28 protein-coding genes are annotated in these 25,310 nt (G+C 35.6%); 4 read left to right on the top strand and 24 right to left on the bottom strand.

Annotated elements, in window-relative coordinates:
* The first annotated feature begins 11 nt into the window (after nucleotides 1-11).
* The gene (locus MHH69_RS06525; RefSeq protein WP_341361955.1) at nucleotides 12-644 is read left to right on the top strand and encodes a response regulator transcription factor; all 633 of its coding nucleotides are present in this window, start codon (nucleotides 12-14) and stop codon (nucleotides 642-644) included.
* Between the two features lie 216 nt (nucleotides 645-860).
* Here MHH69_RS06525 and MHH69_RS06520 read toward each other — a convergent pair whose 3' ends face one another.
* The 9 genes from MHH69_RS06520 to yneA all read right to left on the bottom strand — a co-directional run bounded on the left by MHH69_RS06520 (nucleotide 861) and on the right by yneA (nucleotide 8,778).
* Nucleotides 861-1,106 (bottom strand): helix-turn-helix domain-containing protein, encoded by a 246-nt coding sequence (locus MHH69_RS06520; protein WP_341361954.1) that lies wholly within the window; start codon nucleotides 1,104-1,106, stop codon nucleotides 861-863.
* Between the two features lie 77 nt (nucleotides 1,107-1,183).
* The gene (locus MHH69_RS06515; protein WP_341361953.1) at nucleotides 1,184-1,840 is read right to left on the bottom strand and encodes a 3-oxoacid CoA-transferase subunit B; all 657 of its coding nucleotides are present in this window, start codon (nucleotides 1,838-1,840) and stop codon (nucleotides 1,184-1,186) included.
* Entirely contained in the window at nucleotides 1,840-2,544 is a 705-nt protein-coding gene (locus tag MHH69_RS06510; protein WP_341361952.1) for a CoA transferase subunit A, read from the bottom strand. Before MHH69_RS06510 ends, MHH69_RS06515 begins: the two co-directional genes overlap by 1 nt.
* 137 nt (nucleotides 2,545-2,681) lie before the next feature.
* Nucleotides 2,682-3,896, bottom strand: coding sequence for an ISL3 family transposase (locus tag MHH69_RS06505; RefSeq protein WP_136292374.1), 1,215 nt, complete (start codon nucleotides 3,894-3,896; stop codon nucleotides 2,682-2,684).
* 218 nt (nucleotides 3,897-4,114) lie between these two features.
* Nucleotides 4,115-6,109: a transketolase gene (gene tkt, locus MHH69_RS06500; RefSeq protein WP_341361951.1), complete on the bottom strand. Its 1,995-nt coding sequence runs from the start codon at nucleotides 6,107-6,109 to the stop codon at nucleotides 4,115-4,117.
* A 134-nt stretch (nucleotides 6,110-6,243) separates the two neighbouring features.
* Entirely contained in the window at nucleotides 6,244-6,474 is a 231-nt protein-coding gene (locus MHH69_RS06495) for a DUF896 domain-containing protein (protein ID WP_341361950.1), read from the bottom strand.
* 266 nt (nucleotides 6,475-6,740) lie between these two features.
* Nucleotides 6,741-7,607, bottom strand: coding sequence for a M23 family metallopeptidase (locus MHH69_RS06490; protein WP_122973163.1), 867 nt, complete (start codon nucleotides 7,605-7,607; stop codon nucleotides 6,741-6,743).
* Between the two features lie 176 nt (nucleotides 7,608-7,783).
* On the bottom strand, nucleotides 7,784-8,443 hold the full coding sequence (locus MHH69_RS06485) for a YneB family resolvase-like protein (RefSeq protein WP_341361949.1): 660 nt from the start codon (nucleotides 8,441-8,443) through the stop codon (nucleotides 7,784-7,786).
* On the bottom strand, nucleotides 8,440-8,778 hold the full coding sequence (gene yneA / locus MHH69_RS06480; RefSeq protein ID WP_341361948.1) for a cell division suppressor protein YneA: 339 nt from the start codon (nucleotides 8,776-8,778) through the stop codon (nucleotides 8,440-8,442). The genes MHH69_RS06485 and yneA overlap by 4 nt, the downstream gene beginning before the upstream one ends.
* Nucleotides 8,779-8,947: 169 nt before the next feature.
* Here yneA and lexA point away from each other — a divergent pair, with 169 nt between their 5' ends.
* Complete coding sequence (lexA, locus tag MHH69_RS06475; protein ID WP_122973160.1) at nucleotides 8,948-9,568, top strand: transcriptional repressor LexA; 621 nt, start codon at nucleotides 8,948-8,950, stop codon at nucleotides 9,566-9,568.
* Between the two features lie 85 nt (nucleotides 9,569-9,653).
* Here lexA and MHH69_RS06470 read toward each other — a convergent pair whose 3' ends face one another.
* From MHH69_RS06470 to MHH69_RS06455, 4 genes are all read right to left on the bottom strand, one after another.
* Nucleotides 9,654-10,361, bottom strand: coding sequence for a gamma-glutamyl-gamma-aminobutyrate hydrolase family protein (locus MHH69_RS06470; protein ID WP_341361947.1), 708 nt, complete (start codon nucleotides 10,359-10,361; stop codon nucleotides 9,654-9,656).
* Nucleotides 10,362-10,613: 252 nt separating this feature from the next.
* On the bottom strand, nucleotides 10,614-11,165 hold the full coding sequence (locus MHH69_RS06465) for a hypothetical protein (RefSeq protein ID WP_122970494.1): 552 nt from the start codon (nucleotides 11,163-11,165) through the stop codon (nucleotides 10,614-10,616).
* A gap of 15 nt (nucleotides 11,166-11,180) precedes the next feature.
* Nucleotides 11,181-11,918: a hypothetical protein gene (locus MHH69_RS06460; protein ID WP_341361946.1), complete on the bottom strand. Its 738-nt coding sequence runs from the start codon at nucleotides 11,916-11,918 to the stop codon at nucleotides 11,181-11,183.
* A gap of 345 nt (nucleotides 11,919-12,263) precedes the next feature.
* Nucleotides 12,264-13,025 (bottom strand): prepilin peptidase, encoded by a 762-nt coding sequence (locus MHH69_RS06455; RefSeq protein WP_122970491.1) that lies wholly within the window; start codon nucleotides 13,023-13,025, stop codon nucleotides 12,264-12,266.
* A 121-nt stretch (nucleotides 13,026-13,146) separates the two neighbouring features.
* Between MHH69_RS06455 and MHH69_RS06450 the strand changes: the two genes are divergently transcribed.
* Entirely contained in the window at nucleotides 13,147-13,473 is a 327-nt protein-coding gene (locus tag MHH69_RS06450) for a hypothetical protein (RefSeq protein ID WP_122970490.1), read from the top strand.
* A gap of 118 nt (nucleotides 13,474-13,591) precedes the next feature.
* Here MHH69_RS06450 and glnA read toward each other — a convergent pair whose 3' ends face one another.
* The 5 genes from glnA to MHH69_RS06425 all read right to left on the bottom strand — a co-directional run bounded on the left by glnA (nucleotide 13,592) and on the right by MHH69_RS06425 (nucleotide 18,102).
* On the bottom strand, nucleotides 13,592-14,926 hold the full coding sequence (glnA, locus tag MHH69_RS06445) for a type I glutamate--ammonia ligase (RefSeq protein WP_122970489.1): 1,335 nt from the start codon (nucleotides 14,924-14,926) through the stop codon (nucleotides 13,592-13,594).
* Nucleotides 14,927-14,990: 64 nt separating this feature from the next.
* On the bottom strand, nucleotides 14,991-15,392 hold the full coding sequence (locus MHH69_RS06440; RefSeq protein WP_122970488.1) for a MerR family transcriptional regulator: 402 nt from the start codon (nucleotides 15,390-15,392) through the stop codon (nucleotides 14,991-14,993).
* Nucleotides 15,393-15,712: 320 nt separating this feature from the next.
* Nucleotides 15,713-16,330 carry a hypothetical protein gene (locus MHH69_RS06435; RefSeq protein WP_341361945.1) on the bottom strand — a complete coding sequence of 206 codons (618 nt, stop codon included), beginning with the start codon at nucleotides 16,328-16,330 and terminating at the stop codon, nucleotides 15,713-15,715.
* 181 nt (nucleotides 16,331-16,511) lie between these two features.
* Complete coding sequence (locus tag MHH69_RS06430; protein ID WP_341361944.1) at nucleotides 16,512-17,759, bottom strand: methionine gamma-lyase family protein; 1,248 nt, start codon at nucleotides 17,757-17,759, stop codon at nucleotides 16,512-16,514.
* Between the two features lie 139 nt (nucleotides 17,760-17,898).
* Nucleotides 17,899-18,102: a zinc ribbon domain-containing protein gene (locus MHH69_RS06425; protein WP_122970485.1), complete on the bottom strand. Its 204-nt coding sequence runs from the start codon at nucleotides 18,100-18,102 to the stop codon at nucleotides 17,899-17,901.
* A 228-nt stretch (nucleotides 18,103-18,330) separates the two neighbouring features.
* Here MHH69_RS06425 and MHH69_RS06420 point away from each other — a divergent pair, with 228 nt between their 5' ends.
* The gene (locus tag MHH69_RS06420) at nucleotides 18,331-18,984 is read left to right on the top strand and encodes a trimeric intracellular cation channel family protein (protein ID WP_122970484.1); all 654 of its coding nucleotides are present in this window, start codon (nucleotides 18,331-18,333) and stop codon (nucleotides 18,982-18,984) included.
* 83 nt (nucleotides 18,985-19,067) lie between these two features.
* Here MHH69_RS06420 and MHH69_RS06415 read toward each other — a convergent pair whose 3' ends face one another.
* From MHH69_RS06415 to mutL, 6 genes are all read right to left on the bottom strand, one after another.
* Nucleotides 19,068-19,370 (bottom strand): rhodanese-like domain-containing protein, encoded by a 303-nt coding sequence (locus MHH69_RS06415; protein WP_341361943.1) that lies wholly within the window; start codon nucleotides 19,368-19,370, stop codon nucleotides 19,068-19,070.
* Nucleotides 19,371-19,496: 126 nt separating this feature from the next.
* Entirely contained in the window at nucleotides 19,497-19,733 is a 237-nt protein-coding gene (gene hfq, locus MHH69_RS06410) for an RNA chaperone Hfq (protein WP_122970482.1), read from the bottom strand.
* A gap of 65 nt (nucleotides 19,734-19,798) precedes the next feature.
* Nucleotides 19,799-20,728, bottom strand: a complete 930-nt coding sequence (gene miaA, locus MHH69_RS06405) for a tRNA (adenosine(37)-N6)-dimethylallyltransferase MiaA (RefSeq protein ID WP_341361942.1) — start codon at nucleotides 20,726-20,728, stop codon at nucleotides 19,799-19,801.
* Entirely contained in the window at nucleotides 20,725-21,639 is a 915-nt protein-coding gene (locus tag MHH69_RS06400) for an alpha/beta fold hydrolase (protein ID WP_341361941.1), read from the bottom strand. Before MHH69_RS06400 ends, miaA begins: the two co-directional genes overlap by 4 nt.
* A gap of 12 nt (nucleotides 21,640-21,651) precedes the next feature.
* Nucleotides 21,652-23,289: a glycerol-3-phosphate dehydrogenase/oxidase gene (locus MHH69_RS06395; RefSeq protein ID WP_341361940.1), complete on the bottom strand. Its 1,638-nt coding sequence runs from the start codon at nucleotides 23,287-23,289 to the stop codon at nucleotides 21,652-21,654.
* A gap of 135 nt (nucleotides 23,290-23,424) precedes the next feature.
* Nucleotides 23,425-25,305 (bottom strand): DNA mismatch repair endonuclease MutL, encoded by a 1,881-nt coding sequence (gene mutL / locus MHH69_RS06390; protein WP_341361939.1) that lies wholly within the window; start codon nucleotides 25,303-25,305, stop codon nucleotides 23,425-23,427.
* Nucleotides 25,306-25,310 lie beyond the last annotated feature (5 nt).

Below are 25,310 nucleotides of genomic sequence, written 5' to 3'. Positions count from 1 at the left end.
GAGATGGAAAAATGATAAGAATATTAATTGCCGATGATCATGAAATGGTACGGATTGGTGTATCGGCCTATCTTTCAGCACAACAGGATATGACCGTTGTCGGCGAGGCGTCAAATGGGGCAGAAGCGGTTGAGAAAGCCCTCGAACTAAAGCCTGATATTATTTTAATGGATAATGTTATGCCTGTTTTAACTGGTGCTGAGGCAACCGCTCAAATTTTACAAAAGTGGCCGACTGCAAAAATTATGATGGTAACAAGTTTCTTAGATGACGATAAAGTTTATCCGGCATTGGAAGCTGGTGCAGTCAGTTACATATTAAAAACATCCAACGCAAAACAAATTGCTGAAGCGATTCGTAAAACGATGAATGGTGAAACCGTATTAGAACCAGAAGTCACAACGAAAATGATGTCACGAATGCGAAGTAACGCCTCCTCTCCCCTTTATGAACAACTGACGGAACGGGAAATGGAAGTATTACTCCTCGTAGCCCAAGGCAAAACAAACCAAGACATTGCCGATGAATTATTTATCGCTTTAAAAACGGTTAAAACCCATGTGAGTAACATTTTGGCGAAATTAGAAGTACAAGACCGTACACAAGCAGTTGTCTATGCATTTCAAAATGGATTAGTAAAATAATAACATAACATTACATTTGTAGATGAAAAGGACTATTGTATGAACCCACTTTTCATCTTTTTATTTTGTTTTGCGGTTAGTGATTATTAACAATGCGACCGTAAAAAAACTACTACAAAAATCCTTGTAGTAGTTAAAAATTAAAAGTTTACCTAACTCCCCAAGAAATCCTTCCCGAAAAGTAATATAGTTTATGAAAATGGGAATGATTTCATACTAACCTTCTCTATTATTTTTAACATTTTTAGTAGATAATCTTATCAGTTCTGTTCCAATTTCATATCGTTTTGTCTGTTCATCGACAGATAATATATTTTCATCTCGTAAAACAGTTAATATACGATGTAATGTACTAGGTGGTATTTGTAAATATCGGGCTAATTCATTGACTCCCCACTGAGGTTGTTCATCGATGAAGGCACGGAGAACAGCAAAAGCTTTTGAGATTGAATTATTGTTCATAGATTACTCCTCAAGTGAAAAAGTAACAACAAAAACTTCGACAAATTTCTCCCTTATTTAAGTATTAATCGGCAAGTTTAACGAACTTCCATTTCAGCTAAATCTTTAGCAATCAAAAAGGATGCTTCAGTGTTATTTTTTATTTCTTCCACCGTTACACCAGGAGCAGTTTCTACTAAGACCATTCCTTCCTCCGTAAAATCAAACACTCCTAAATCTGTAATTAAACGATCTACTACCCCTTGACCAGTTAAAGGTAGCGTACAATCCTTTTTTACTTTCGATTCCCCATTTTTTGAAACATGTTCCATAATAACAACGACTCGTTTAGCACCATGTACTAAATCCATTGCACCGCCCATGCCTTTTACCATTTTCCCAGGAATCATCCAGTTCGCTAAATCACCCGTTTCCGAAACTTCCATTCCACCTAAAATCGCTATATCAACATGACCGCCCCGAATCATTGCAAAGCTTTCGGCAGAATCAAAAAAGGAGGCACCTTTTACAATCGTAACGGTTTCTTTTCCTGCGTTAATTAAATCTGGGTCTACCTCTTCCTCTGTCGGGTAGGCACCAATTCCTAATAACCCGTTTTCGGATTGTAAAAGCACTTGGTAATCAGATGGAATTTCATTTGCCACAAGTGTTGGCATCCCAATTCCTAAATTAACGACCATTCCATTTTGAATCTCTTTTACGGCCCTTTGTACAATTAATAGACGATTTGACATTAAACATTCACCTCTTTACGAGTGATTTTTCGTTCAATACGTTTTTCAAAGTTGGATCCGAGGAATACATGTTGAACGTAAACAGCAGGTGTATGAATATGATCAGGATCGAGACTACCTGCTTCCACAATTTCCTCTACTTCAGCAATCGTAATTTTCCCTGCCGTTGCAACAATCGGGTTAAAATTCCGTGCCGTTTTCCGATAGACAAGATTCCCTAAAGTATCAGCTTTCCACGCTTTAACAAACGCGAAATCTCCGACTATAGCCCTCTCTTCTATATAAGTTTTTCCGTCAAAAACTTTCGTCTCTTTTCCTTCAGCTACGAGTGTCCCTACCCCCGTAGCAGTATAAAAAGCAGGTATGCCAGCACCACCTGCACGAATTCGTTCCGCTAATGTTCCTTGTGGTGTTAATTCTACTTCCAGTTCCCCTTTTAATAGCTGTTGCTCAAAAATTTTGTTTTCGCCTACGTAGGAGCCGATCATTTTTTTTATTTGCTTATTTTTTAATAGTAAGCCTAATCCCCAATCATCGACACCACAATTGTTACTGACAACGGTTAAGTTTTTAACTCCCATCTTGGCAATTGTTTGGATTGCATGTTCAGGTATGCCACACAAACCAAAGCCGCCTACTAAAATCGTATCGTTATCTTTTAATCCTTCTAATGCTTTTTCCATTGATTCAATTACTTTTGACATTTTTCCACACCTCCTTTATCTATATATGATAGAAATAAAGCTATCATTCCACTATGTCGAATAGTTTTTCAATTTTTTTCATAAAAAAAGGTTCTATGTCAAATGTTGGGGTGAAGTGATATTACACGGCACCCCGATTATCCTAAATGAATCCCAATTTTCTTAGATAAATTATTTAATAAAATTTTCGCTTTAAAGTGTTCATAGCTTCTAAAACCATAAGCATTACGCTTCAAAACTTTTGATTTATTATTAATTCCTTCTAAAAAACCATTTGAATATCCAAAACTTAAACTATTTAAAATTTCAACTTGCCAATTTTTTAGCGTTTGAATGGCCTTTAAAAATGCCGGAATATTTGCTTTTTCTACCTTTCGGTAAAAGGCTTCTAATCTTTTTTTTATTTCTATCAAATCATTTGAAGTTTTTGCCCAATCAAACCATTCGCAGTAAGCTTCTTTTAATTCATAGGCTTGCTTTAGTTCCTTCGACATTCCTATGTAACGATTTAAGTACCAACGATTCGTTTCTGTTAACTTATCAAATCGTTTATATAGTACATGACGCATTTTCTTACATTTCTTTCGATCATATGCATGCCATTCTTTTTGAACATTTCGACGTACTTCATCTAGTGCCCAGTAAATATAACGACAATAATGAAAGCGATCCGCAATAATAATCGGGCGATTTAACGCCTTCCTAACTGCTGCTTTAAAGCTTGGATTCATGTCCATAACCACAATTTCTACATCTGCACCGTATTTCATCAAGTAATCCTTAATGGTTTCTTTTCTACGATTTGGTAAAATATCAATTGGTTCATGTGTTTCCGCATTGGCAATAATTAATTGATAAGTTCCCGCATCGGTATCTGCTTTATATTCATCAATCGCGATACATTTTGGTAAATGAACCCCTTCATTTAATTGTTCCTTTACTACTTCTTTAAAGCGACGAATCACTGTTGAGCTTGATGTACCAAGTACTTCAGCTGCTTCTTTAAATGTTTTTGCCTTTATTGAACGGATTCGTACAACTTGATTCCATTCTTTCGAGAAACGTTGATATTTATCCACGAAAGGGGATTTTTCTGAAAAACGTTTCCCACATTGGCATACATAACGACGACGTTTATAAAAAAGGACGGTTAATCGTTCAAACCATTTTAAATGATTAATTTTTTGAATTCGATAATCATGGACTTTTGATGTTATATTCTTGCATGCTGGACATTGATGTTCTTTTTTTGGTATGGAAACGTGTAGAACAATACGTTCCCCCATCTCCTCCACCTTATGAACAGTTACACCTTTTAATCCTGGAATATTCATGTTAAAATTCATTTGCACGTATCACCTTTCATTGCTTGTTTCTCGACAATTCAAGTATATAGAAATCGGTGATTACGTGCTTTTTTATTTATGAAATTTTTTTAAACCCCAACAAATATTATAGAGCCAGAAAAAAAGAATTTACACACCAAAATAGAGAAAGGTGAATTTGAGTTTCCTCAAATTCACCTTTCTCACTATTTGAAGCTAGTTATGTCCCAGCCTCGAATTTTTGATTATAATGCTTTTACTCTTGCGACAACATTGTCGACTGTAAAGCCGTATTTCTCCATAATGATTTCCCCAGGAGCACTTGCACCAAATTGATCAATGGCAAGGATATCTCCTTCGAAACCAGTATATTTATGCCAACCGAATGAAGAACCCATTTCAATTGCTAAACGTTTTGTTACTGCTTTTGGCAGTACGGACTCTTTATATTCAGCTGATTGTTGTTCGAAACGATCCATAGACGGCATCGAAACAACCGACACGTCCATTCCATCAGCTAACAATTGTTTTTGTGCCTCTACTGCTAAAGATACTTCTGAACCAGTTGCAATTAAAATAGCATCTGGCGTTTCTTTAGTTGCTGGAGAAACAACATATGCCCCTTTAGCAACACCATCTTTTGCTAGGGTAGCTGTCGTTTCTAGCACCGGTAAGTTTTGACGAGAAAGAACAAGCGCTGTTGGTACATTTTTAGATGAAACAGCTAATTTCCATGCTTCTGCAGATTCGTTAGCATCAGCTGGACGAATTACAGAAAGATTTGGCATAGCTCGTAAAGAAGCTAAATGTTCTACTGGTTCGTGCGTTGGTCCATCTTCCCCAACTGCAATCGAATCATGAGTAAATACATAAGTCACCGGTAATCCCATTAATGCAGATAAACGTACAGCTGGACGAACATAGTCAGAGAATACAAAGAATGTTCCACCAAATACATTTAATCCGCCATGTAATGCCATACCGTTTAAAGCTGCACCCATTGCAAATTCACGAACACCAAACCAAATATTGCGGCCTTCTGGTGTATCAGGGAAGAAATCGCCTGCACCTTTAATCGTTGTTTTGTTGGATCCCGCAAGGTCCGCACTACCACCGAAGAAGGAAGGAACTTTTTTCGCCAATGCATTGATCACTTCCCCTGATGATGAACGAGTAGCGATTGATTTTCCTGTTTCATAAACAGGAACTTCAGCATCAAAGTCTTCAGGTAGTTCATTGTTCATCGCTTTAATGAATTGTTCTGCTAACTCAGGGTATTCCGCTTTGTAGCTTTCAAATTTTGCATTCCATTCAGCTTCTGGTTGAACCCCTTGTTTGTCAGCTGCTTCTTTGAAAATGGAATATACTTCCTCAGGAATTTGAAATGGTTCATGTTCCCAACCGTAAGTAGCTTTTGTTAAAGCAACTTCGTCTGTACCAAGTGGTGCACCGTGGGAATCTGCTTTACCTGATTTGTTAGGAGAACCATAACCAATGACCGTTTTTACCTCTATTAATGTTGGTTTACCTTTTGATTGTTTCGCTTTTTCAATTGCTTCATTGACTGCATCTACATCCGTACCGTCAGCAACATGTATATAGTTCCAACCATAAGATTCGAAGCGTTTTTGTACATTTTCAGAGAATGATTTCGCTAAATCACCATCTAAAGAAATATCATTGGAATCGTATAAAACGATTAATTTATCTAATTGTAAGTGTCCAGCTAAAGAAATCGCTTCAGCAGCTACCCCTTCCATTAAATCGCCATCACCACATAATGCATACGTATAATGATCTACGATTTCATGACCTGGTTTATTATATGTAGCAGCTAAATGACGTTCAGCCATAGCCATCCCTACTGACATTGCAATACCTTGTCCAAGGGGACCTGTCGTTGCCTCAACACCTACTGTATGACCGTATTCAGGATGTCCTGGAGTTTTAGAACCCCATTGACGGAAATTTTTAATTTCCTCCATGTCTAAACCATATCCACCAAGGTGTAATAAGCTATATAGTAACATTGATCCGTGACCAGCTGATAAAACAAAACGGTCGCGATTATACCATTTCGGATTTTGAGGATTATGACGCAATTGTTTTGTCCAAAGTGTGTATGCCATTGGAGCCGCACCCATTGGTAAACCTGGATGACCAGAGTTTGCTTTTTCGATTGCATCAATAGATAAAGTTCGGATTGCATTAATTGCTAATAGATCCGCGTTTTGTGCCATTATTTGACATCCTTTCTCGTGCTAATTATTGTTCTTATACAGTTTAGACAAGATTTTCTAATAAAACAATCCTATTCATAGACATTTTAGAATTATGTCATACTTTATTTAAATATGTCACATTAGTATCTTCTTTAATTCAGTTTATTTCGTTGAATTTCTTTAATTTTATCTGGTGTAACGTCATTTCCATCCGCATCATAGATTTGTACATTTTCGATTGTATTACGGAAAGAAGAACGGAATGATTCTAAATACTCTTTTCTAAGGGAAGTACGCTCTTTTGCCTCAGCTTCCGTTAATTTACCCTCTTTCGCCTTTTTTGACAGCTCATTAATACGAGCAATTTTTTCTTTTGATAACATCCTTTTCTCACCTTTCTATCTCAACCATTTAGCAATATGAAATATAAATCATCATAATAAATACTTACTATTATTTTAAACGCTAAACGAAGATATTCAATACTTCAAAGGTAAGGAAAAATGGAGAGAAGCGCAAGTAAAACACCTTTGCAAAATAATAACTATTTGTTAATCAAACATTTTATATTCCCTAACTTTGTTTCATTTAATACAAAAAAGTAAGCACCCTTTTAAGATGCTTAGATTGTCTATTCTATATTAAATTACTAATTAAAACTTGAGACCGTATCCCCTTGTATCGGTTCTTTCCCATCATGAAAACGAATTCGAATAGACTTCCCTTTTGTGAAATCTACAGTATCCATCACTTGGAAGTGTAAATGGGGTTCAGAAGAATTTCCTGAATTTCCACATAAACCGATAAATTGCCCAGCAGAGACAATTTCTCCTTCTTGAACTTGAATAGAGTGTTGTTTTAAGTGAGCAAGCATACTATATTCTTTATGTTTGTGTTCGATAATGACACAATTACCTTCCGGAACATCCGGATTCATTTCCCCAGGGACATTATCTTCTATACCATTTATAATTTTCACGACTTTCCCATCAGCTGGAGCAAGTATTTCTTGATTAAAAGCGTAATAATTTTCATTTTTCGATGGGTTCTCTTTATAAGTTTTGTTATTTTGAACTTGAACTAAATCGTAAGCATATCGTTGGCTCTCATAGACATAATGATAATTGATAAACTCATTTAAACCACCCCAAAAAACAAACCATTCCCCTTTAATCGGCATATCGTAACGATTCTTTGTTAATCGTTTATCTGTTTTCGGATAGATGACGTATGGTTTCAAAATAAGTCTTTGAATTATACCCGTTTCATCGAAGGAAACGGAAATTGCTTTTTCCTCTCGCTCATCTAACCAAACATAATGAATGGAATCTAACATATTGGTACGAAACTCAATGTGGTAACTAGTTACACCTTCATTAAATGAACGGGCTAATTCTGTAAACTGCTCAATGGAAATTAAGTTTTGAAATTCCTCAGTCGTTTGTCGATAAATCGTTTCATATTCTCCTGAGTGAAAATAAGTACCAAACTCCTCGGGCGTAATAACTTTAAACATTTCCACCACTCCACCTCCGTCATTTTGTTAGAACTTTCTATATTAATAGATACGAACAAATTGTAAAAACGTTTCAATTTCTTCTGTTTATAAACATTCATTTACTGCAGTTAGACTTCTAGATTTAAATATAAAATGGGACAAGTTCCACAGAACATGCCCCACCTATTATTTAACTAGTCCTCAAGTTCTTCCATATACTCAGTATATCGTCGGTGCACTGTCGCTTTACTTACTTGGAAGCCTAATCCTCTTAGCGTTGATGCAATTTCATGAAATGTTAGCCCCTTATTTCGTAGGTTAACAATTTCTTCGATTGGTACATCGATCCGTTCTCGTCCTTCGTGTAAATGACGATTTTTAATATTTTTTTCTGGTCGATATCCATTTTCAACCGCCCGTTTCATTCCTCTTTTAATTTTAGCGTTATGTATTTTCCGTTGATATTCCTCTACAATCGCTAAAATTTCTAGCAACATCGTATCCATTTCATTTAAAGAAAGGGGCCCGGCATTATTTAATGAATAAACGATTGTCCCATTTTTTTGAAGCAAATGTAAAACTGCCATTCGTGCATTACCACGTCCTAAACGTGTTTCGTCTTGAACAAATAAAGCAGGTACATTGTTTTCTTTTATATAGTTTAACATTTCAAGAAGCCCTTCCCGTTCTACTTCATATCCACTATGCTGATCTTGAAATGCTCGCAATACTTGATAATTCATTTTTTCAGCATAGTTGCGTAATTCTTCTTCTTGACGAACCAAGGACGTTTCTTGCGTATTTTTTTCTGTACTTACCCGTGTATAGATGACGGCTTTGTTATTTTTACTCATTTATTTTTAATCGCTACCTCTACTGAATGAAGATCGTCTTCATTCTCTATTTTTGCCATATAAACGCTATCTTCATTAACCAATATCGTTAAATCATGGCCTGCAACAATGTTTTCTCCAATAAGATTGTTTTCATTTTTAACTTTTTGGATCCACTCTTGTTTAGTCATTTTACCACGATATTGTTCTGCTAACGTCCATAGAGTATCACCGTGTTGAATTTCAATTTGTTCGTATGTTATATCGCCATTGTCTGTAATCAATAAAATTGCTCCCATAACGAAGAAAGCGACGAATAATACTACAATATAGCTGTTTTTTTGTAACCATTTCATAACTCTCAACCTCTTTTCGAATGTTTGTTCGGAATGTATGTTCTTAATTTAATACGAACACATGTTTTTGTCAACACTATTTTCGAACCTATGTTTGCTTTTTTGTTCTATCACTGATATACTATATGTAATTAATAGAGATACATATTCACTTAAAGAGGTGAGAGAATTGAAAAAAATATCAAAAAGACAGGAAGATATTTTAGCATTCATAAAAGAAGAAGTTCGCACGAAAGGATATCCACCATCGGTTCGTGAAATTGGCGAAGCGGTAGGTCTAGCATCCAGTTCCACTGTGCATGGGCATTTAGCTCGTTTAGAAAGTAAAGGACTTATCCGACGCGACCCTACAAAACCGCGCGCTATTGAAATTTTAGATGGGGAAACGGATACCGTTCAAAAACAATCCGTCGTACATGTTCCTCTTGTAGGGAAAGTAACAGCTGGTTTGCCAATAACTGCAATTGAAAATATTGAAGAATATTTCCCACTACCAGATACTTATGGTACGAGCGAAGAAAAATTATTTATGTTAGAAGTAATGGGTGAATCCATGATTGAAGCAGGTATTTTAGATGGAGATTACGTAGTCGTAAAACAAACTTCTACTGCGAATAATGGAGATATCGTCGTTGCTATGACAGAAGATGATGAAGCAACTGTAAAACGCTTCTTTAAAGAAAAAACTCATTTCCGCTTACAGCCTGAAAATTCTAGCATGGATCCAATTCTAGTGAACCAAGTGAGCATATTAGGTAAAGTAGTAGGCTTATATCGTCGAATTCATTAAAAAAGGTTGTCTCGTAGTCTAATCGACTGAGGGACAACCTTGTTTCGTATATTGATTATAGTTTCATTAATACGAACACGAACAATTAATTTGTTTTACTACTCGCATCAATAAAGGCTTTAAATAATTTTTGAGAATGTTCTTCTTGTGTAACTGCCATTTCTTCAGGGTGCCACTGAACCCCTATACAAAATGGATAATCTTTTAACTCTATCGCTTCAATAATTCCATCCGTTGCCTTTGCGGAAATCGAAAAAGAATCTGGAACATTTTTAACTGACTGGTGATGGAAAGAGTTTACGGCAATTTTTTCTTTACCTATGATTTGGTGCAAATGACTATTTGACTTTATTTCAATATAGTGGGATGGTACATATCTACTTGCCTTTTGTTGATGAAGGATGGGCGTAGATTCATATTGGGAATTGATATCTTGATAAAGATTTCCTCCCATTGCGATATTCAACAATTGGATTCCACGACAAATACCGAAAATCGGTATTTTTCTTTCTAAAGCGACTTTAGTAAGTGCCATCTCCATTTGATCCCTTTCTAACATCACATGCCCTAAGTTTAAATGAGGCTCTTCATGAAAATAATGAGGGTGAACATCTACCCCACCTGTTAGTAATAAGCCATCGATTTTTGTAATAAATTGGACCGCATCTTTTTCTACACCAAAGGGTAGCACAAATGGAATGCCACCTGCGTTTAAAATCGACTTCACATACGCTTCATTTATACAATACTGTCCATTGCTCTCCGTCATTGTCACACCAATAATCGGTTTCATCTAAGCACCTCCAGAATCAATCTATTACAAATAAAACTGTTATAGAATATTCTAGATAGGGTTAATTATCTCCTTTAAAAGGATTTATCTTTTCTGTTAAAGTACCTTCAAAATAAATAGATTAATTTACATTTAGACTTTGAACGAACATATAAATAGCGCCTACAAAAACACGCGGGCGCTATTAGATGATTAAGTAAAAGTGTAGCTATCAGCTATGTTTTAAACTATTAAAAAATCTAAGTTAAACTCTTAATATAATGGATTTTTTAAAAAAGTTTCTAAATCCATTTTTAAATTTTGCTTTACATCTTCATTTTCACAGTAGGTCGCATATGTTTTATAATATTTTATTAGCCCTTCATACATGGCTTTCATAAATGCTTTCTTTGGTAAGATAAAATCTTTACGAAATTCTAAGTCGTTAGGAAAAACTGATAATTCAAGTTGGGAGGGATTTTTTTTATCAGTGTTTAAAGAGATTGCTATTATTTCACCTTCAGGATGAAATACGTTAGCATATCCTTTTTCAAATGTTTCTTTTAATAAACTTTGGTAAGTTGCCCAAACATGGTCAATTAAAGAAAATATTGTTTGGCCAAAAATTTCACGACCGTTATATGTTACTTGAACGAACCCTCTAAATGGATATGGTGATTCTTCTATACTTGGGTTCATTAGCTTTCGAAGAATTTCTTCATTCTCCGGTTCATCAAATACATAGAAATTTTTCTCAATTTCATTTATTGGTTGTGGATCACTAAGCCAAGTGTCATAGCTTACCCAGGTTTTTACATTAAACAAGCATAATTCTCCTTCCTAATAAGGATTAACATAAGTTTTTTTAGGATAAATCTGTGTAACCCTTTTTGTGGTTCCATTAACCCTAATAACATAAGTTATATTATTATAAGTATAGTTAAATTGTTTAAATCCACTAGATGGTAACTTACTAGCATTTTGTTTTAAACCATTTAAAATAATTGTATCTAAACGTTGTATTGTCATTCCTTGATAAAAAAATGTTTGACTTGTTTTTCCCGGTGCCCAACTTCCATTCCAATGATTCATTGAATGGCGTTCTAAAAAATGTTTCATATCTGTTTTGGTAACACTGTAAGTTCTACCATTTGCTTTCACACTCTTTGTAGTATAATTCTTAACTGCATTTGCCGCAGCATTTTTAGGAGCAGGTACTAAAGTTTTAATAGTATTACCTGCTGAATTTTTTAAAATTGCTCTTGATACACCACTTATTATAGCTCTTGTAGCAATAACAGCAATTAATCCACATGGAGGTCCACACATAGGTTGAATGTCTGGGATATAAGAAAATTCCGTTTCTTCTAATGCTAGTTCAGGATATATAATGTTATGTTTTGGTTTTTGTACCTCTAATTCTGATTCGACAAACTTAGTATTAATATCAATTGCTTTAATAGAATTATCCTTTATTTCTCCATCTGAAAATGTATTTGCACTGGAGTGGATAGGTTCGATTAAACTAAATATAAGGGTTATTACAGTTAATATGGAAATACTTTTTTTAAAGTTCATTTCATTAATCTCCCATTGATTATTAGTAGTATTAATGACATGTCAATTTTTTACACTCGAGCTATTTTTAGTCTAACATCCATTTACTGACATTATAACATTTATACAAAATTTACCATTAAATTATATCAAATTAGAACACGTTCTCATGGTTCCAATTTATATTTAAGTTAAAGAACTAAAGTATATTAAGCTGTTTCTTTTAAACTATAAAACCAGATTTTCAGAGCAAGCTTTAGTTTGGAGTAATCTTTAACTATAGTGGAACTAACTAACAATTATATTTTATTAACCGTACTAAATTCAAAATTGAACTATTATAATTCTTTATTTTAAATTTAACCATTATTCTTTCAAAAGGAGAATAATATACCACTTAACAATCAAGTCCCCATAGAAATAAACAGTAATAGCGGAAATAGCAATTGCCGGACCAAAAGGAAACGGAGTCTTTTTACCCTCTGCTCTTACTTTTAACGTTATAATCCCTATAATTAGTCCAATTATTGAAGCTAAAAACAATGTTAAAATCGTATTCTTCCATCCTAGAACAAGTCCAATTAAAAAGAAAAGTTTAATATCTCCCCCACCTATACCACCTTTTGACACAAATGCGATGAAGTAAAGCATCCCAAAACCTATAATGGCACCTACAACACTATCCCACCATGGATCAAGAGGCACTAATATTCTGCCTAAAATTAAAAAAGGTAAAAAGAAAAGGAGTATTTTATCAGGGATAATCATGTAAACAATGTCGGAAACAACAATAATGATTAATAGAGAGATAAATAGGAGAACTACTGCTAATTCCGAAGTAAAACCGATTTTGTATGTAGCCATCGTGAAGAGAATGCCAGTTAAAAGTTCAATCCATAAATAGAGCGGAGAAATTTTCGTACCACATGTCCGACATCTCCCTCTTAAACATAAGTATGAAACTACAGGTATTAAGTCGAGGGGTGTTAATCGCCGTTTACATTTTGAACAATGGGAAGGTGGTTCGACGATTGATTCATTTTTCGGGACTCTTAATCCTACTACATTGAAAAAGGAACCTAAAACAAGCCCGATGATGAATGGGAATACTACAAAACTAATTTCCATTTACAACACCTCTAAAACTTGTTGAATCAATATATGTTATAGCTGTTAATAATTTTAAAGTATATTTCATAAAATTGGAATTTTTGTTAATATGAAGATGAGTCGGAAGGAGGTAATTTTAATGCTAGTAGAAGTGGAATTTCCAAGCTTATTAACTATTGGTTTTACCTTTGTTCTATTCATTTTTGCATTATCTACTATCATGTTGTGGGTTAAAAACAGAAAAAATAGTATAGCATATGCTTTTATTTTATTACACTTATTGTTATTATCAATTAGTTTTTATTTCTTTATGAATGGCTTTAATTTAGAAATCGATCAATATCATCCAATGGCTTCAGAAGAAAACTCTGCTCAAATTGGAATGGCAAGTATCTTTTGGGCGATCAGTATGATTAGCCTATTAATCGCCATATTTCAATTTACACGTTATACGAAAAATCGTTAATTGAAACCAAAAACTTTCCCCTCTGTGACCACCCTTTACGAAGAAATTTTATATTAATTTCCTTCATAATTCAAAAACCCGGTATACATCAATGCATACCGGGTAGAGAAAATGACGATTAGTACATTTTCATATATTGTTCGCGTTCCCAAGGGTGAACAGCTGTACGGAACATATCAAATTCGATTTCTTTTGCTTCTCTAAAGTTCGCATAAATATGTTCACCTAGTGCACGTTTCACAACTTCATCGTTTTCTAATGCAACAAGTGCATCACTTAGTGAAGCTGGTAAGTTGTCAATACCATTTGCTTTACGCTCTTCTTCACTCATAATATAGATGTTACGGTTGATTGCAGCTGGTGGTGTCATTTTTTGACGAATACCTTCTAAACCAGATTCTAAAATTACAGCTAATGCTAAATAAGGGTTAGCAGAAGGGTCTACTGAACGTAATTCGATACGAGTCGATAAACCACGAGAAGCTGGTACACGAATTAAAGGTGAACGGTTTTGAGCTGACCAAGCTACGTAACATGGTGCTTCATAACCAGGTACTAAACGTTTATAAGAGTTTACAGTTGGATTTGTAATCGCTGTAAATCCTTGTACGTGAGCTAATACACCTGCCATGAATTGCATCGCCGTTTCAGATAAACCGATTTCAGCTTTTTCATCGAAGAACGCGTTTTCTTTTCCTCTGAATAAAGAAACGTTACAGTGCATACCAGAACCGTTTACACCGTAAAGTGGTTTTGGCATAAATGTCGCATGTAAACCGTGTTTACGAGCGATTGTTTTTACAACCAATTTGAATGTTTGGATGTTATCACATGCTTCTACAACATTTGCATATTTGAAGTCAATTTCGTGTTGTCCTGGAGCCACTTCATGGTGAGAAGCTTCAATTTCAAAGCCCATTTCTTCTAATTCTAATACGATATCACGACGGCAGTTCTCACCAAGGTCTGTTGGTGCTAAGTCGAAGTATCCACCATCATCATTTAATTCTAATGTTGGTTCACCTTTTTGATCTAATTTGAATAGGAAGAATTCTGGTTCTGGCCCTAAGTTAAAGCTAGTGAATCCTAGCTCTTCCATATTCGCTAATACACGTTTTAAGTTTGAACGTGGGTCACCAGCAAATGGTGTTCCATCTGGATTTACGATATCACAGATGAATCGTGCCACTTTCCCTTTTTCAGCAGTCCATGGGAATACCATGAATGTATCAAGATCAGGATATAAATACATATCTGATTCTTCAATTCGAACAAAACCTTCAATAGAAGAACCATCAAACATCATTTTGTTATCTAATGCTTTGTCTAATTGACTTACTGGAATTTCAACGTTTTTAATTGTTCCTAGAATGTCCGTAAATTGTAGACGAATATATTTTACTTCTTTTTCTTCTACAAGACGCTTAATATCATCTCTTGTATATTTTGCCACAGTATTCCACACTCCTACTTTTCCCTTATTTAGCAATTTTATTTTTTATAATTCACGCGTTTTTTTATTGATAGAAACGCGATAAATCCCCTTGTCGTAAAGAAGTTTTTTGATGACGTCCTGCCATACGCATTTCTTCGCGTAATATACGACGTAACTCTGAATCTGAAATTTCTTCTTTTGCTTTTACAGCTTGAACCGCAGGATTATTTTTCATTTCAAATACTTTCTTAATACCTGCCATGTTCACGCCTTGCTCTAACATATCTTTTATATCTAGAAGCGTATCGACATCATTTAAAGAAAACATTCTTCGATTCCCTTCCGTACGGTGTGGCTGAATTAAATCGTGTTCTTCATAGTAGCGAATTTGACGCGCTGACAGTTCGGTTAACTGCATAACCGTACCAATCGGTAAAAGCGGCATCGATCTTCGTAATTCACTTGATCTTCTTTCACTTCCCATTTAATTCACCTCCCTTACTACATATCATACCTTCAGTAAGGTAGCTTGTCAATTCTACGTTAGAAAAACTAACATTATAGAGAAAACAGGCAAAACTTCTTTCATTTTAGTTAGAATTTGCTTAAAATTGATTATTTTTAGTTTCTTTATAATGACACGAACTGTTAAAAAGAATGAAAAAATAGGTTAAAATACATAAAAATTTTTTTCATCATGTAAGTCATTTTAAAAAAATAGCCATAAAAAAAATGCAGAAACTATTGATATCAACGGTTTCTGCAGAATAACGTACCATTCTACATAAAAATGTGAGGTTTTTCTTAATAGCGGAATTTTTTAGAGGATAGTCCGATTTCAATGACAACATAAAGTAAATTTAAATATAACCTAAGGGCGAATAGAATAATTTCACTTTCCCGAATATAATGACTGCGCATTACATCAATTTCGTACACTGTGTAAAGTGCGAAAGCTAATACAAAAATACCCGCAACGACAAGGAAGAACGTACTGCTTACTGGAATGAATATATATATAAATCCAAAGACTACGAACACAATGAGAACAGTAAAAAAGTAAATTAGCACATCGGAAATAACGATGACAAATCGCATTCCGATTAAAGCAATTAATAAAAAAATAAGAATAGTACCTATAAATACCGAGACGACAAGTGCTGCACCAAGCCATTCAATTAAAATCACAAGAAATAAGAAATGGAGAACCCCCATTAAAAAGGGAATAATAAAAATAATGACACTCCCAAGCCGCATTATAAACGTAAAAACAATCATTCCAATACAAATAATTGATAAAAGAATAACGACTGATATCGGTAATAAAAGAGCAAACAATACGCCGACGACGGTAAGAATCCACATCAATATAAAAAGTTTTAAAATGAGGTCGTAGTTCCGATTTCTACTAATTTGCCCCATACACAACCCCAATCATGGAAAGTTTTATTAACACTATATTTTTCAAACGGAAAGTATATTAATAAATTCCTTAAAGTTTTCTCCTTATTTTAAGTGTTAAAATCAAAAAAATATCATCTACAGAATACTTCCTCTATTTCCAACTAAAAAAGACGACTTAAAATAAGCCGCCTTTCATTTATTATTTTAATTTTTGTACCGCACTACAAACAGCATATTTCACATGTTCGTAAGTAAGTCCACCTTGAATATAAGCTGTATATGGCGGTCGAATGGGTCCGTCTGCTGTTAACTCAATACTGGACCCTTGTACAAAGGTACCGGCTGCCATAATGACATCATCTTCATATCCTGGCATATAAGCTGGAACTGGTGCAAAGTGGGCATTAATTGGTGAAGCTGCTTGAATCTCCTGACAAAACGCTACCATTTGATCGGCCGTTTGGAAGGAAACTGATTGAATTAAATCCGTACGTTTCGCTGTAAAGTGAGGATACGTCGTCATGCCAATTTCCTCTAGCATTGCTGAAGTAAAGACAGCTCCTTTTAAACTTTGTGCTACTACATGGGGCGCTAAAAAGAATCCTTGGTAAAAGTCAGCTAACGTATTTAAAGAAGCACCTGCTTCTGCTCCAATACCTGGTGAAGTCATTCGATAAGCACATTTCTCTACTAAATCTGCACGACCTGCAATATACCCACCAATTTTTGCAAGACCGCCACCTGGATTTTTAATTAATGATCCTGCCATTAAATCCGCTCCTACTTCCGTAGGCTCCATTGCTTCTACAAATTCTCCATAGCAGTTGTCCACAAAAATGACCACATCAGACTTGATTTCGCGAATTTTTTGACACATTTCTTGAATTTCTTCTATTGTAAAGGAAGGACGTGTAGCATAACCTTTCGAACGTTGAATCGCGACCATTTTTGTTTTGTCACCAATCGCAACTCCCACTCCTTCCCAATCGATAAATTGATCCTCAATTAAATCAACATGGGAATAACCGATGCCAAAATCCTTAAGGGAGCCTGTGTCTTTGTCTCCCCCATCGACAATCGATTGAAGGGTATCATACGGTTTTCCTGTAATGTAGACTAATTCATCTCCAGGTCTTAACACACCAAATAAACTTAACGTAATGGCGTGAGTACCTGAAATAATTTGACTCCGAACAATGGCAGCTTCTGCTCCAAATGTTTCTGCATAGACCCTTTCTAAATTATCCCGGCCTTCATCGTCATAGCCATAACCAGTCGATGGATGCAAATGAAAGTCACTTACTTGATGTTTTCGAAAAGCGGCCAATACTTTTTGTTGGTTATAAAATGCCATTTCATCGATTTTTTTATGAAATGGCTGTATTTTATCTTCCACTTTTTTTGCTAATTGCAACGTCTCTGGCTGCAATGTTGAAATAAATGCCATGTTTAAAACTCCGTTTCTTTTTACTGCAATAACTAAATATCCTATATCATCTTATCAATTCTCGGAAGCATTTCAACTATTTTAGAACGGATAGTAGAAAGAAACGTTCAATAACATCCTTTATAAAGTTTGTTTTCTATTAACCAAAAAATAAATCGAGGATATTGGAAGTAGTAGAAACCTGTTTATTATAAAATTCCGAATATCCACAGTTATTACAATAAACAACGATAAATTCATTCTTTTGGACATCAAACATTTTCGATAATCCTGTTCCCGTCATTGCTACTTCCTTTTTCCCTGCATCTTGACTACCACATTTTATACATCCATTTTTAGTCATGTATCGATTCCCCTTTCAAATTTAATTGATATACGACAATAAATGGAAATGGTTTCATATGTACTTTTATTTTACCTTTAAAAGGCTGGTTTCATGCTATCTCCATCCCAATTAATCATCCTATAATTCGAGGAAAAAAGATTTTCTTTAAATTAAAAATTTTCCCTTTACTATCCTCTATGAAACTGCTATTCTCAATGTTGCATGTTAAGTTAAGGAGGCAATTTTATGGCATGGGAAGTATTTAGTATCATTGGGACCATTGCCTTTGCAATTTCTGGTGCGATTGTAGCCATGGAAGAAGAATATGATCTTTTTGGTGTGTATTTACTAGGGATTGTCACAGCATTTGGTGGAGGAGCTGTTCGAAATTTATTAATTGGTTTGCCAGTTTCTACCCTTTGGAGCCAAGAAATGATGTTTCAAATTGCCATTGCAGCAATTACTATCTTTTTCCTTGTTCCACATCATTTAATTAAACATTGGAATCGTTGGGGCAATTTTACGGATGCAATCGGGTTGTCTGCCTTTGCCATTCAAGGCGCAATTTATGCCGTATCATTAGAACTTCCGATTAGTGCCGTCATTGTTGCAGCCGTTTTAACTGGTTCCGGTGGTGGAATTATTCGTGATTTATTAGCACGGAGAAAACCATTAGTACTTCGTGATGAAATATACGCTGTATGGGCAGCAGGTGCAGGTTTAATGATCGGGTTAGAATTAGTTGAAGGAGATCTTTTCCTATACGCTTTATTTGTCGTCATTACAACTTTACGTATACTATCTTATATGAAGCATTGGAGACTTCCAGTAAGGACTTTAAAAAAGACTGAAGAAAGCCCAACTTTTAAACTTTCAACAAATAACAAAGCACATAGATAATCTATTTAAATAAACGACCCCGTAAACTCAAGTGCACAGTTTACGGGGTTTATTTATTTATCATTGAAAAATTGGAATACCTATTATTTAAATTCTAATTCACCATCGTAGGCCATCATACCGCCTTCTAAGTTAACCACTTTGAAACCTTGGGATTCTAAATACTCCCCAGCATTGGCACTACGGACGCCACCTTTACAAACCATAATATATTCCTTTGATTTATCTAATTCAGGTGCACGTTCTGGAATAAAGCCTAGTGGAATATGAATTGCCCCTGGAATCATTCCATGTTCTACTTCAAAATCTTCGCGTACATCGATAATATTTAAATTTTCATTTGCATCTAATAAATCGATTAACTCATCCGTTGTCATTGTTTTCATCATTGAAACCTCCAAATTTAAAACTATTGTCATTATAATGAAAAATTAGGTTCCCCGCAATTTACTGGATTGTGATATGTAACTTGAATAAGAAAAAAACCGGCAAGTAATTAACTGCCGATTTTGTTACGATTGTCCTTCTCCTTCTGGCGTAAGTGAAACATGCTTAGAAGGTGTGAAAGTTGATATTGCGTGTTTATAAATTAGATGTTGTTTTCCGTCCACTTCTAATAAAACGGTAAAATTATCATAAGACTTCACTAACCCTTTTAGTTGGAAGCCATTTAATAAAAATACTGTAACAAATGTGTTGTTTTTCCGTAAATTATTTAGAAAAGTATCTTGAAGATTGATTGATTTCACGCCCAATACACCTCATCTATTTCTATTTTGGATAGTCATATAGTAATGTATTCGGCAACTCGACATTATTTTCCTTCTTCATTATTGAAAAATTTAGAATATTTTTCAATGGCATGCCAATCTGTTCCAATCCATTGAACATCCATTTTATTTCGGAAGTATGTTAATTGACGTTTGGCGTAGCGTCTCGAATTTTGTTTTAATTGTTCGATTGCCTCTGTTAACGTTGTTCGCCCGTCCAAATAATCATAGAGCTCTTTATATCCAATAGCCTGAACAGATTGTACATTTCGGATTCCACGTTCCCACAATCCACGAACCTCTTCAAGCAACCCATTTTCCATCATAAGGTCAACCCTTAAATTAATGCGTTCATATAATTTTTCTCGATCCATGTCTATTCCAATGATTAAATGATTGTATAAAGGAATTGTCCCCCGATTATGTTCTTCGCTTGCCTTAGAAACACCGTGAAGTTCGATCATTTCTAATGCTCGAATAACACGGCGAGTGTTATTCGGATGGATTGTTTTCGCTGTTTCTGGATCTAGCTCGGCTAACTTAGCATGCATAGCATCGGGTCCAATTTCCATCAACTGATCATAATATTTTTTCCGCGCTTCTTCATCGATTTCTTCTTTCGTAAATTGAAAATCGTAAAGAACCGCTTGTACATAAAGGCCTGTTCCACCAACGATAATCGGTAACTTTCCACGCCCTTGTATTTCAGCGATTTTTTCTCGAACTAACGATTGATATTCCGCAACGGAAAAACTTTCTGTCGGCTCTTTAAAGCTCAATAAATGATGGGGAACACCTTCCATCTCTTCTTCCGTAACTTTGGCCGTCCCAATATCGAGTCCTTTATATATTTGCATCGAATCGCCGTTTATAATTTCGCCATTAAATGCCTTTGCCATTTTAATACTTAAAGCTGTTTTTCCTGAAGCAGTTGGGCCAACAATGGCCACTACTTCGATTGTGTCTTCCTTCATCTACTTAACCACCGTGTTATCACATGAAACACATGTTCATTATTTTTTTCCTTTAAAATTTCATGTCGCATCCCCTCAAAGAGATAGACGACAACATCCGTTAAACCAGCATTTTTAAGTTCCTTAGCAACTTTGAATACACCAGAACCACTACTACCAACGGGATCTTCACTTCCGCTTATTAAAAGTATCGGTAAGTCCTTTCGGATGTTCATGAGTTCCTTTTTCCGATGAATTAACAATAATCCATCGGTTAAGTCTACAAAAAATTGATTGGTCGGCACAAAGCCACAGTACGGGTCTTGAATATATTTTTCTACTTCCTCATCATTATTACAAAGCCAATCATAAAGAGTTTTCGCATTCAATACATTCCGATTAAAACTACCGAAACTTAAATCATTCATTAATTGACTAGGCATATTTTTTCCCTTTACGACACAAAGGGATTTCGCAAGGGCATTTCCCAGTTTATGCACCGTAGTCGTCATTCCGGTACCACATAAAATGCATTTATCAATCATGCCGCTATAGAGCTGAATAAAACGACGAGCGATAAAAGACCCCATACTATGTCCAAAAAGTATCGTTTCTTGAACATTTTGGCCAACACTATAATGCTGAATGACTTCGAATACATCTTCGACTACACGATTGAACCCATTATCATCGCCAAAATAGCCAAGTTGTCCATTTAATTCAGCCGTTTGCCCATGACCGCGATGATCATGGGCTGTAACGAAATAACCTTGAGCTGCTAATGCTAAAGCAAAGGATTCATATCGACCTCCATGCTCTGCCATTCCATGCAAAATATGAAAATGTCCCTTCGGTTTGTTCTTCGGTTCAAAAATACGGACAAAAATTTTATGTCCATCATCCATTTGAAGAACTTCTGTTAGCTTTTCCAATCAAGTTTCACCCTATTTCATTGGATTTTTCGCATCTTCAATATATTGTTCTAGTTGCATTTTATAAAAGACTTTTTCACTGTCCGAATAGCCTATAATGTTGCTCATAATTTCAATAATTTGTTCCCGATATTGCTCCACTAATTCAATATTGAAGAATAGATAGCCCGTTCTACGAATAAAGAAATCACTTGGTGTCATCGCCATTTCATAATAGATAGAATAAAGCAGTTCCGCATAGAGAGAAAGGGGAATTGTTATTTCACTCGTATTGACAGATTTCGCATATTGGAACACTTCATCGACATTTGTACCGTATCTTTCAACTAACTTTTTCGCTTCATCAAAAGGAATACCTAACTCAATGCCTGTTCTCGATTTGTTCGCTACATAATCTTTGAAATTGAAAGAATTTAAACCTTTTGCTCCCGATATTGATAATTCCTTCGTAACACATTCGGATGCATGTTTAAATTTATGGATTTTCACGATTTTATCGACAATTGTTTCGGCCATTTGTCGATAGCCCGTTAATTTCCCTCCCGCAACAGTTAAAAGACCACTTGGTGCGACCCAAATTTCATCTTTACGGGAAATTTCAGACGGATCCTTTCCTTCTTGGGAAATTAAAGGACGTACTCCAGCCCAAGTCGATTCGATGTCACTTGTATTAATTGTTACTTTCGGGAATATATAATGAATGGACTTAATTAAATACTCAATATCTTCTTTCGTTGCAACTGGCTGTACTAAATCATCTTCGAAAAATGTATCCGTCGTTCCTACATAAGTCTTACCATCTCGAGGAATGGCAAAAACCATACGGCCATCTTCTGTATCAAAATATACTGCTTGTTGTAATGGCAGTTTAGATTGATCGATTACAATATGAACCCCTTTAGTATGACGAATATTTTTCTTATTATGGATTTTATCCATTTTTCGCACTTCGTCTACCCATGGACCTGTCGCATTTACAATTTGGTGAGCATGGATTGTAATGCGTTCGCCCGTTATTTCATCTCGTACATTTGCCCCAACTATTTTTTTCTTTTTATATTCAAAATCCGTTACCCGTGCGTAGTTAAGACATACACATTGGTATTCTACTGCTTTTTTCAATACTTCCATCGTTAGTCGGGCATCATCTGTTTTATACTCAACGTAATATCCTGCACCGAGTAATCCTTCCGTTTTCAATAAAGGTACTTTATCAAGGGCTTCTTTTGATGAAAGCATTTTGCGGCGTTCTTCTTTACGTACTTGGGCTAACCGATCGTAAAGGGTAAGGGCAGCTCTAGTCGTCATTTTCCCTAAAGTTCCTTCTTTATAAAGCGGAAGCAACATCCACTCTGGACGTGTAACATGGACTCCATTTTCATAAACGATTTCCCGCTCACGGCCCACTTCCGCCACAAGTCCGACTTCCAATTGTTTTAAATATCTTAATCCTCCATGGACAAGCTTTGTAGAACGACTGGAAGTACCTGCTGCAAAATCTTGCATCTCTACAAGGGCAACAGACAGTCCACGGGAAGCAGCATCTAAGGCGATGCCTGCTCCTGTAATGCCACCGCCAATAACAAGAACATCAAAAGAATAACGATTTAATGTATTTAATATGTTCGAACGCTCTTTAAATGAAAACATGATGAATTCCCCTTTACAAAAGATTTGTTGATAAAACATATTTAATGATTTATAAAACTTGTATTTTATTCGATTATAACTAAATAGTATCCAATGTGAAATAACGCCTATTCACTATCTTGAAATAATCCGTTACTACATAACCCGTTTAAACATTTTCTCGACTTCATAAGTAGAAAAATGAATCATAACCGGTCGACCGTGGGGACATGTAAAAGGATTATCGGCTTTCCGTAAATCATTTAATAATACGACCATTTGCTCTTTCGTCAAATAGTAATTGGCTTTAATAGACTTCTTACAGCTCATCATAATGGCCGCATCTTCCCGAAGTTTTTTCACATCAGCTTTCCGTGTTTTTAACACTTGTTCAATCAATTCTTCAATAATTTCCTGCTCAAAGCCCTTTGGGAACCAAGTTGGGTGCTCCCGTACGACAAAGGAAGACTGTCCAAAGTCTTCTAAAAAGACACCGACTTCTTGCAAGGCTTGTAAATTTTCTTTTAAAATGATTGCTTCGTCTGCTGAATAATGGAAAGTTAAAGGAAGTAACAAAGATTGTCGTTCGTTTGGATTCACTTCCCCAACCTTTTCCCGGAAATATTCATATTTAATTCGCTCTTGGGCTGCATGCTGATCAATTAAATAAAAGCCATCTTCCATTTGGGCAACAATATAAGTACCGTGAATTTGCCCGACGATTTCCAGCTCTGGGAATGGTTCTTTCTTTTCCACTACTTCCTCATTAGAAGGTGGAGCTGATAGTTGTTCCTCTTGTTGAATCGGTGGTACTTCCCATTGTTCCTCAATTTCCGTCGGCTTCTCTACGAACAAGTCCTCTTCCGATTCTTCTTCATTTTGAAGAGGTTGTGTACTTTCTTTGACAATTGATTGTTCCCCATTCAGTTTGTCCACAATCGCGTTGATTTTAGCCTCATCAAAGGTAGGAGAAGGAGCCGGTTTCCAAAGATTCATTTGCTCAGTATGAATGCGTACTGGTTTTTCTTTCTTTTCAGCAACCGGTACATGAATAGCCGAACGAATCGCTTTATTAATCGCCTCTTGAATGAGTGGTAGTAGCTCTTGTTCTTTACTTAATCGGATTTGTAATTTCGCCGGATGAACATTGACGTCCGTTAAATAGGGATCCCCTTCAATGTACAATACAACTAGCGGATAACGTTCAATCGGTAAATACGTATGATAGGCATCAACAATCGTTTTTTGCACTAAATAATGTTTTACCCATCTGCCGTTTACAAAGATGGACATATAATTTTTATTTGCCCGTGTCACTTCTGGTAAACTAGCGAATCCATGTACTTTATAGTCTTTCGATTCCGCGCTAAAGGGAATCATTTTTTTCGCATTTTGAACTCCATAAATTGCCGCAATGACTTGTTGAACATTTCCCCTACCATTCGTTTGAAGGAGCGTTCCACCATTATGTACAAGTTTAAAGGCAATTTCCGGATAGGCGAGGGCTAACCGGTTCATAAAATCAATGGAATGACCTAGCTCGGTTTGAATCGTTTTTAAATACTTTAATCGAGCTGGGGTATTATAAAATAATTGAGCTATCGTAATATCTGTACCTCTTCGGAAAGCGGTTGGTTTTTTGGAAACGACGTGGCCACCTTCCAATTGAATTTCTAACCCATTGTGTTCTCCATCGGATGTTTTCAACGTTACTTTCGACACAGAAGCAATGGATGCCAAAGCCTCTCCACGGAAACCTAACGTACGAATACGAAACAAATCTTGTTCCTTCGAAATTTTTGAAGTTGCATGGCGTGAGAAGGATTTTAATGCATCCTCCTCATCCATACCACTTCCATTATCCGTAACTTGAATGGAGGTTAACCCGGCTTCTTCAAGAAAAACTTCAATTGATGTACTTCCTGCATCAATGGCATTCTCGACTAATTCCTTTACAACAGACGACGGACGTTCTACTACTTCACCTGCCGCTATTTTATTCGATAACCATTCATCCATTATTTGAATTTTTCCCATGTTGA

It is taken from the genome of Ureibacillus sp. FSL E2-3493 (genome assembly GCF_038077515.1).
In the GTDB taxonomy this organism is placed as follows: Bacteria; Bacillota; Bacilli; order Bacillales_A; family Planococcaceae; genus Ureibacillus; species Ureibacillus halotolerans.
This window is presented reverse-complemented; position numbering and strand designations above follow the sequence as displayed.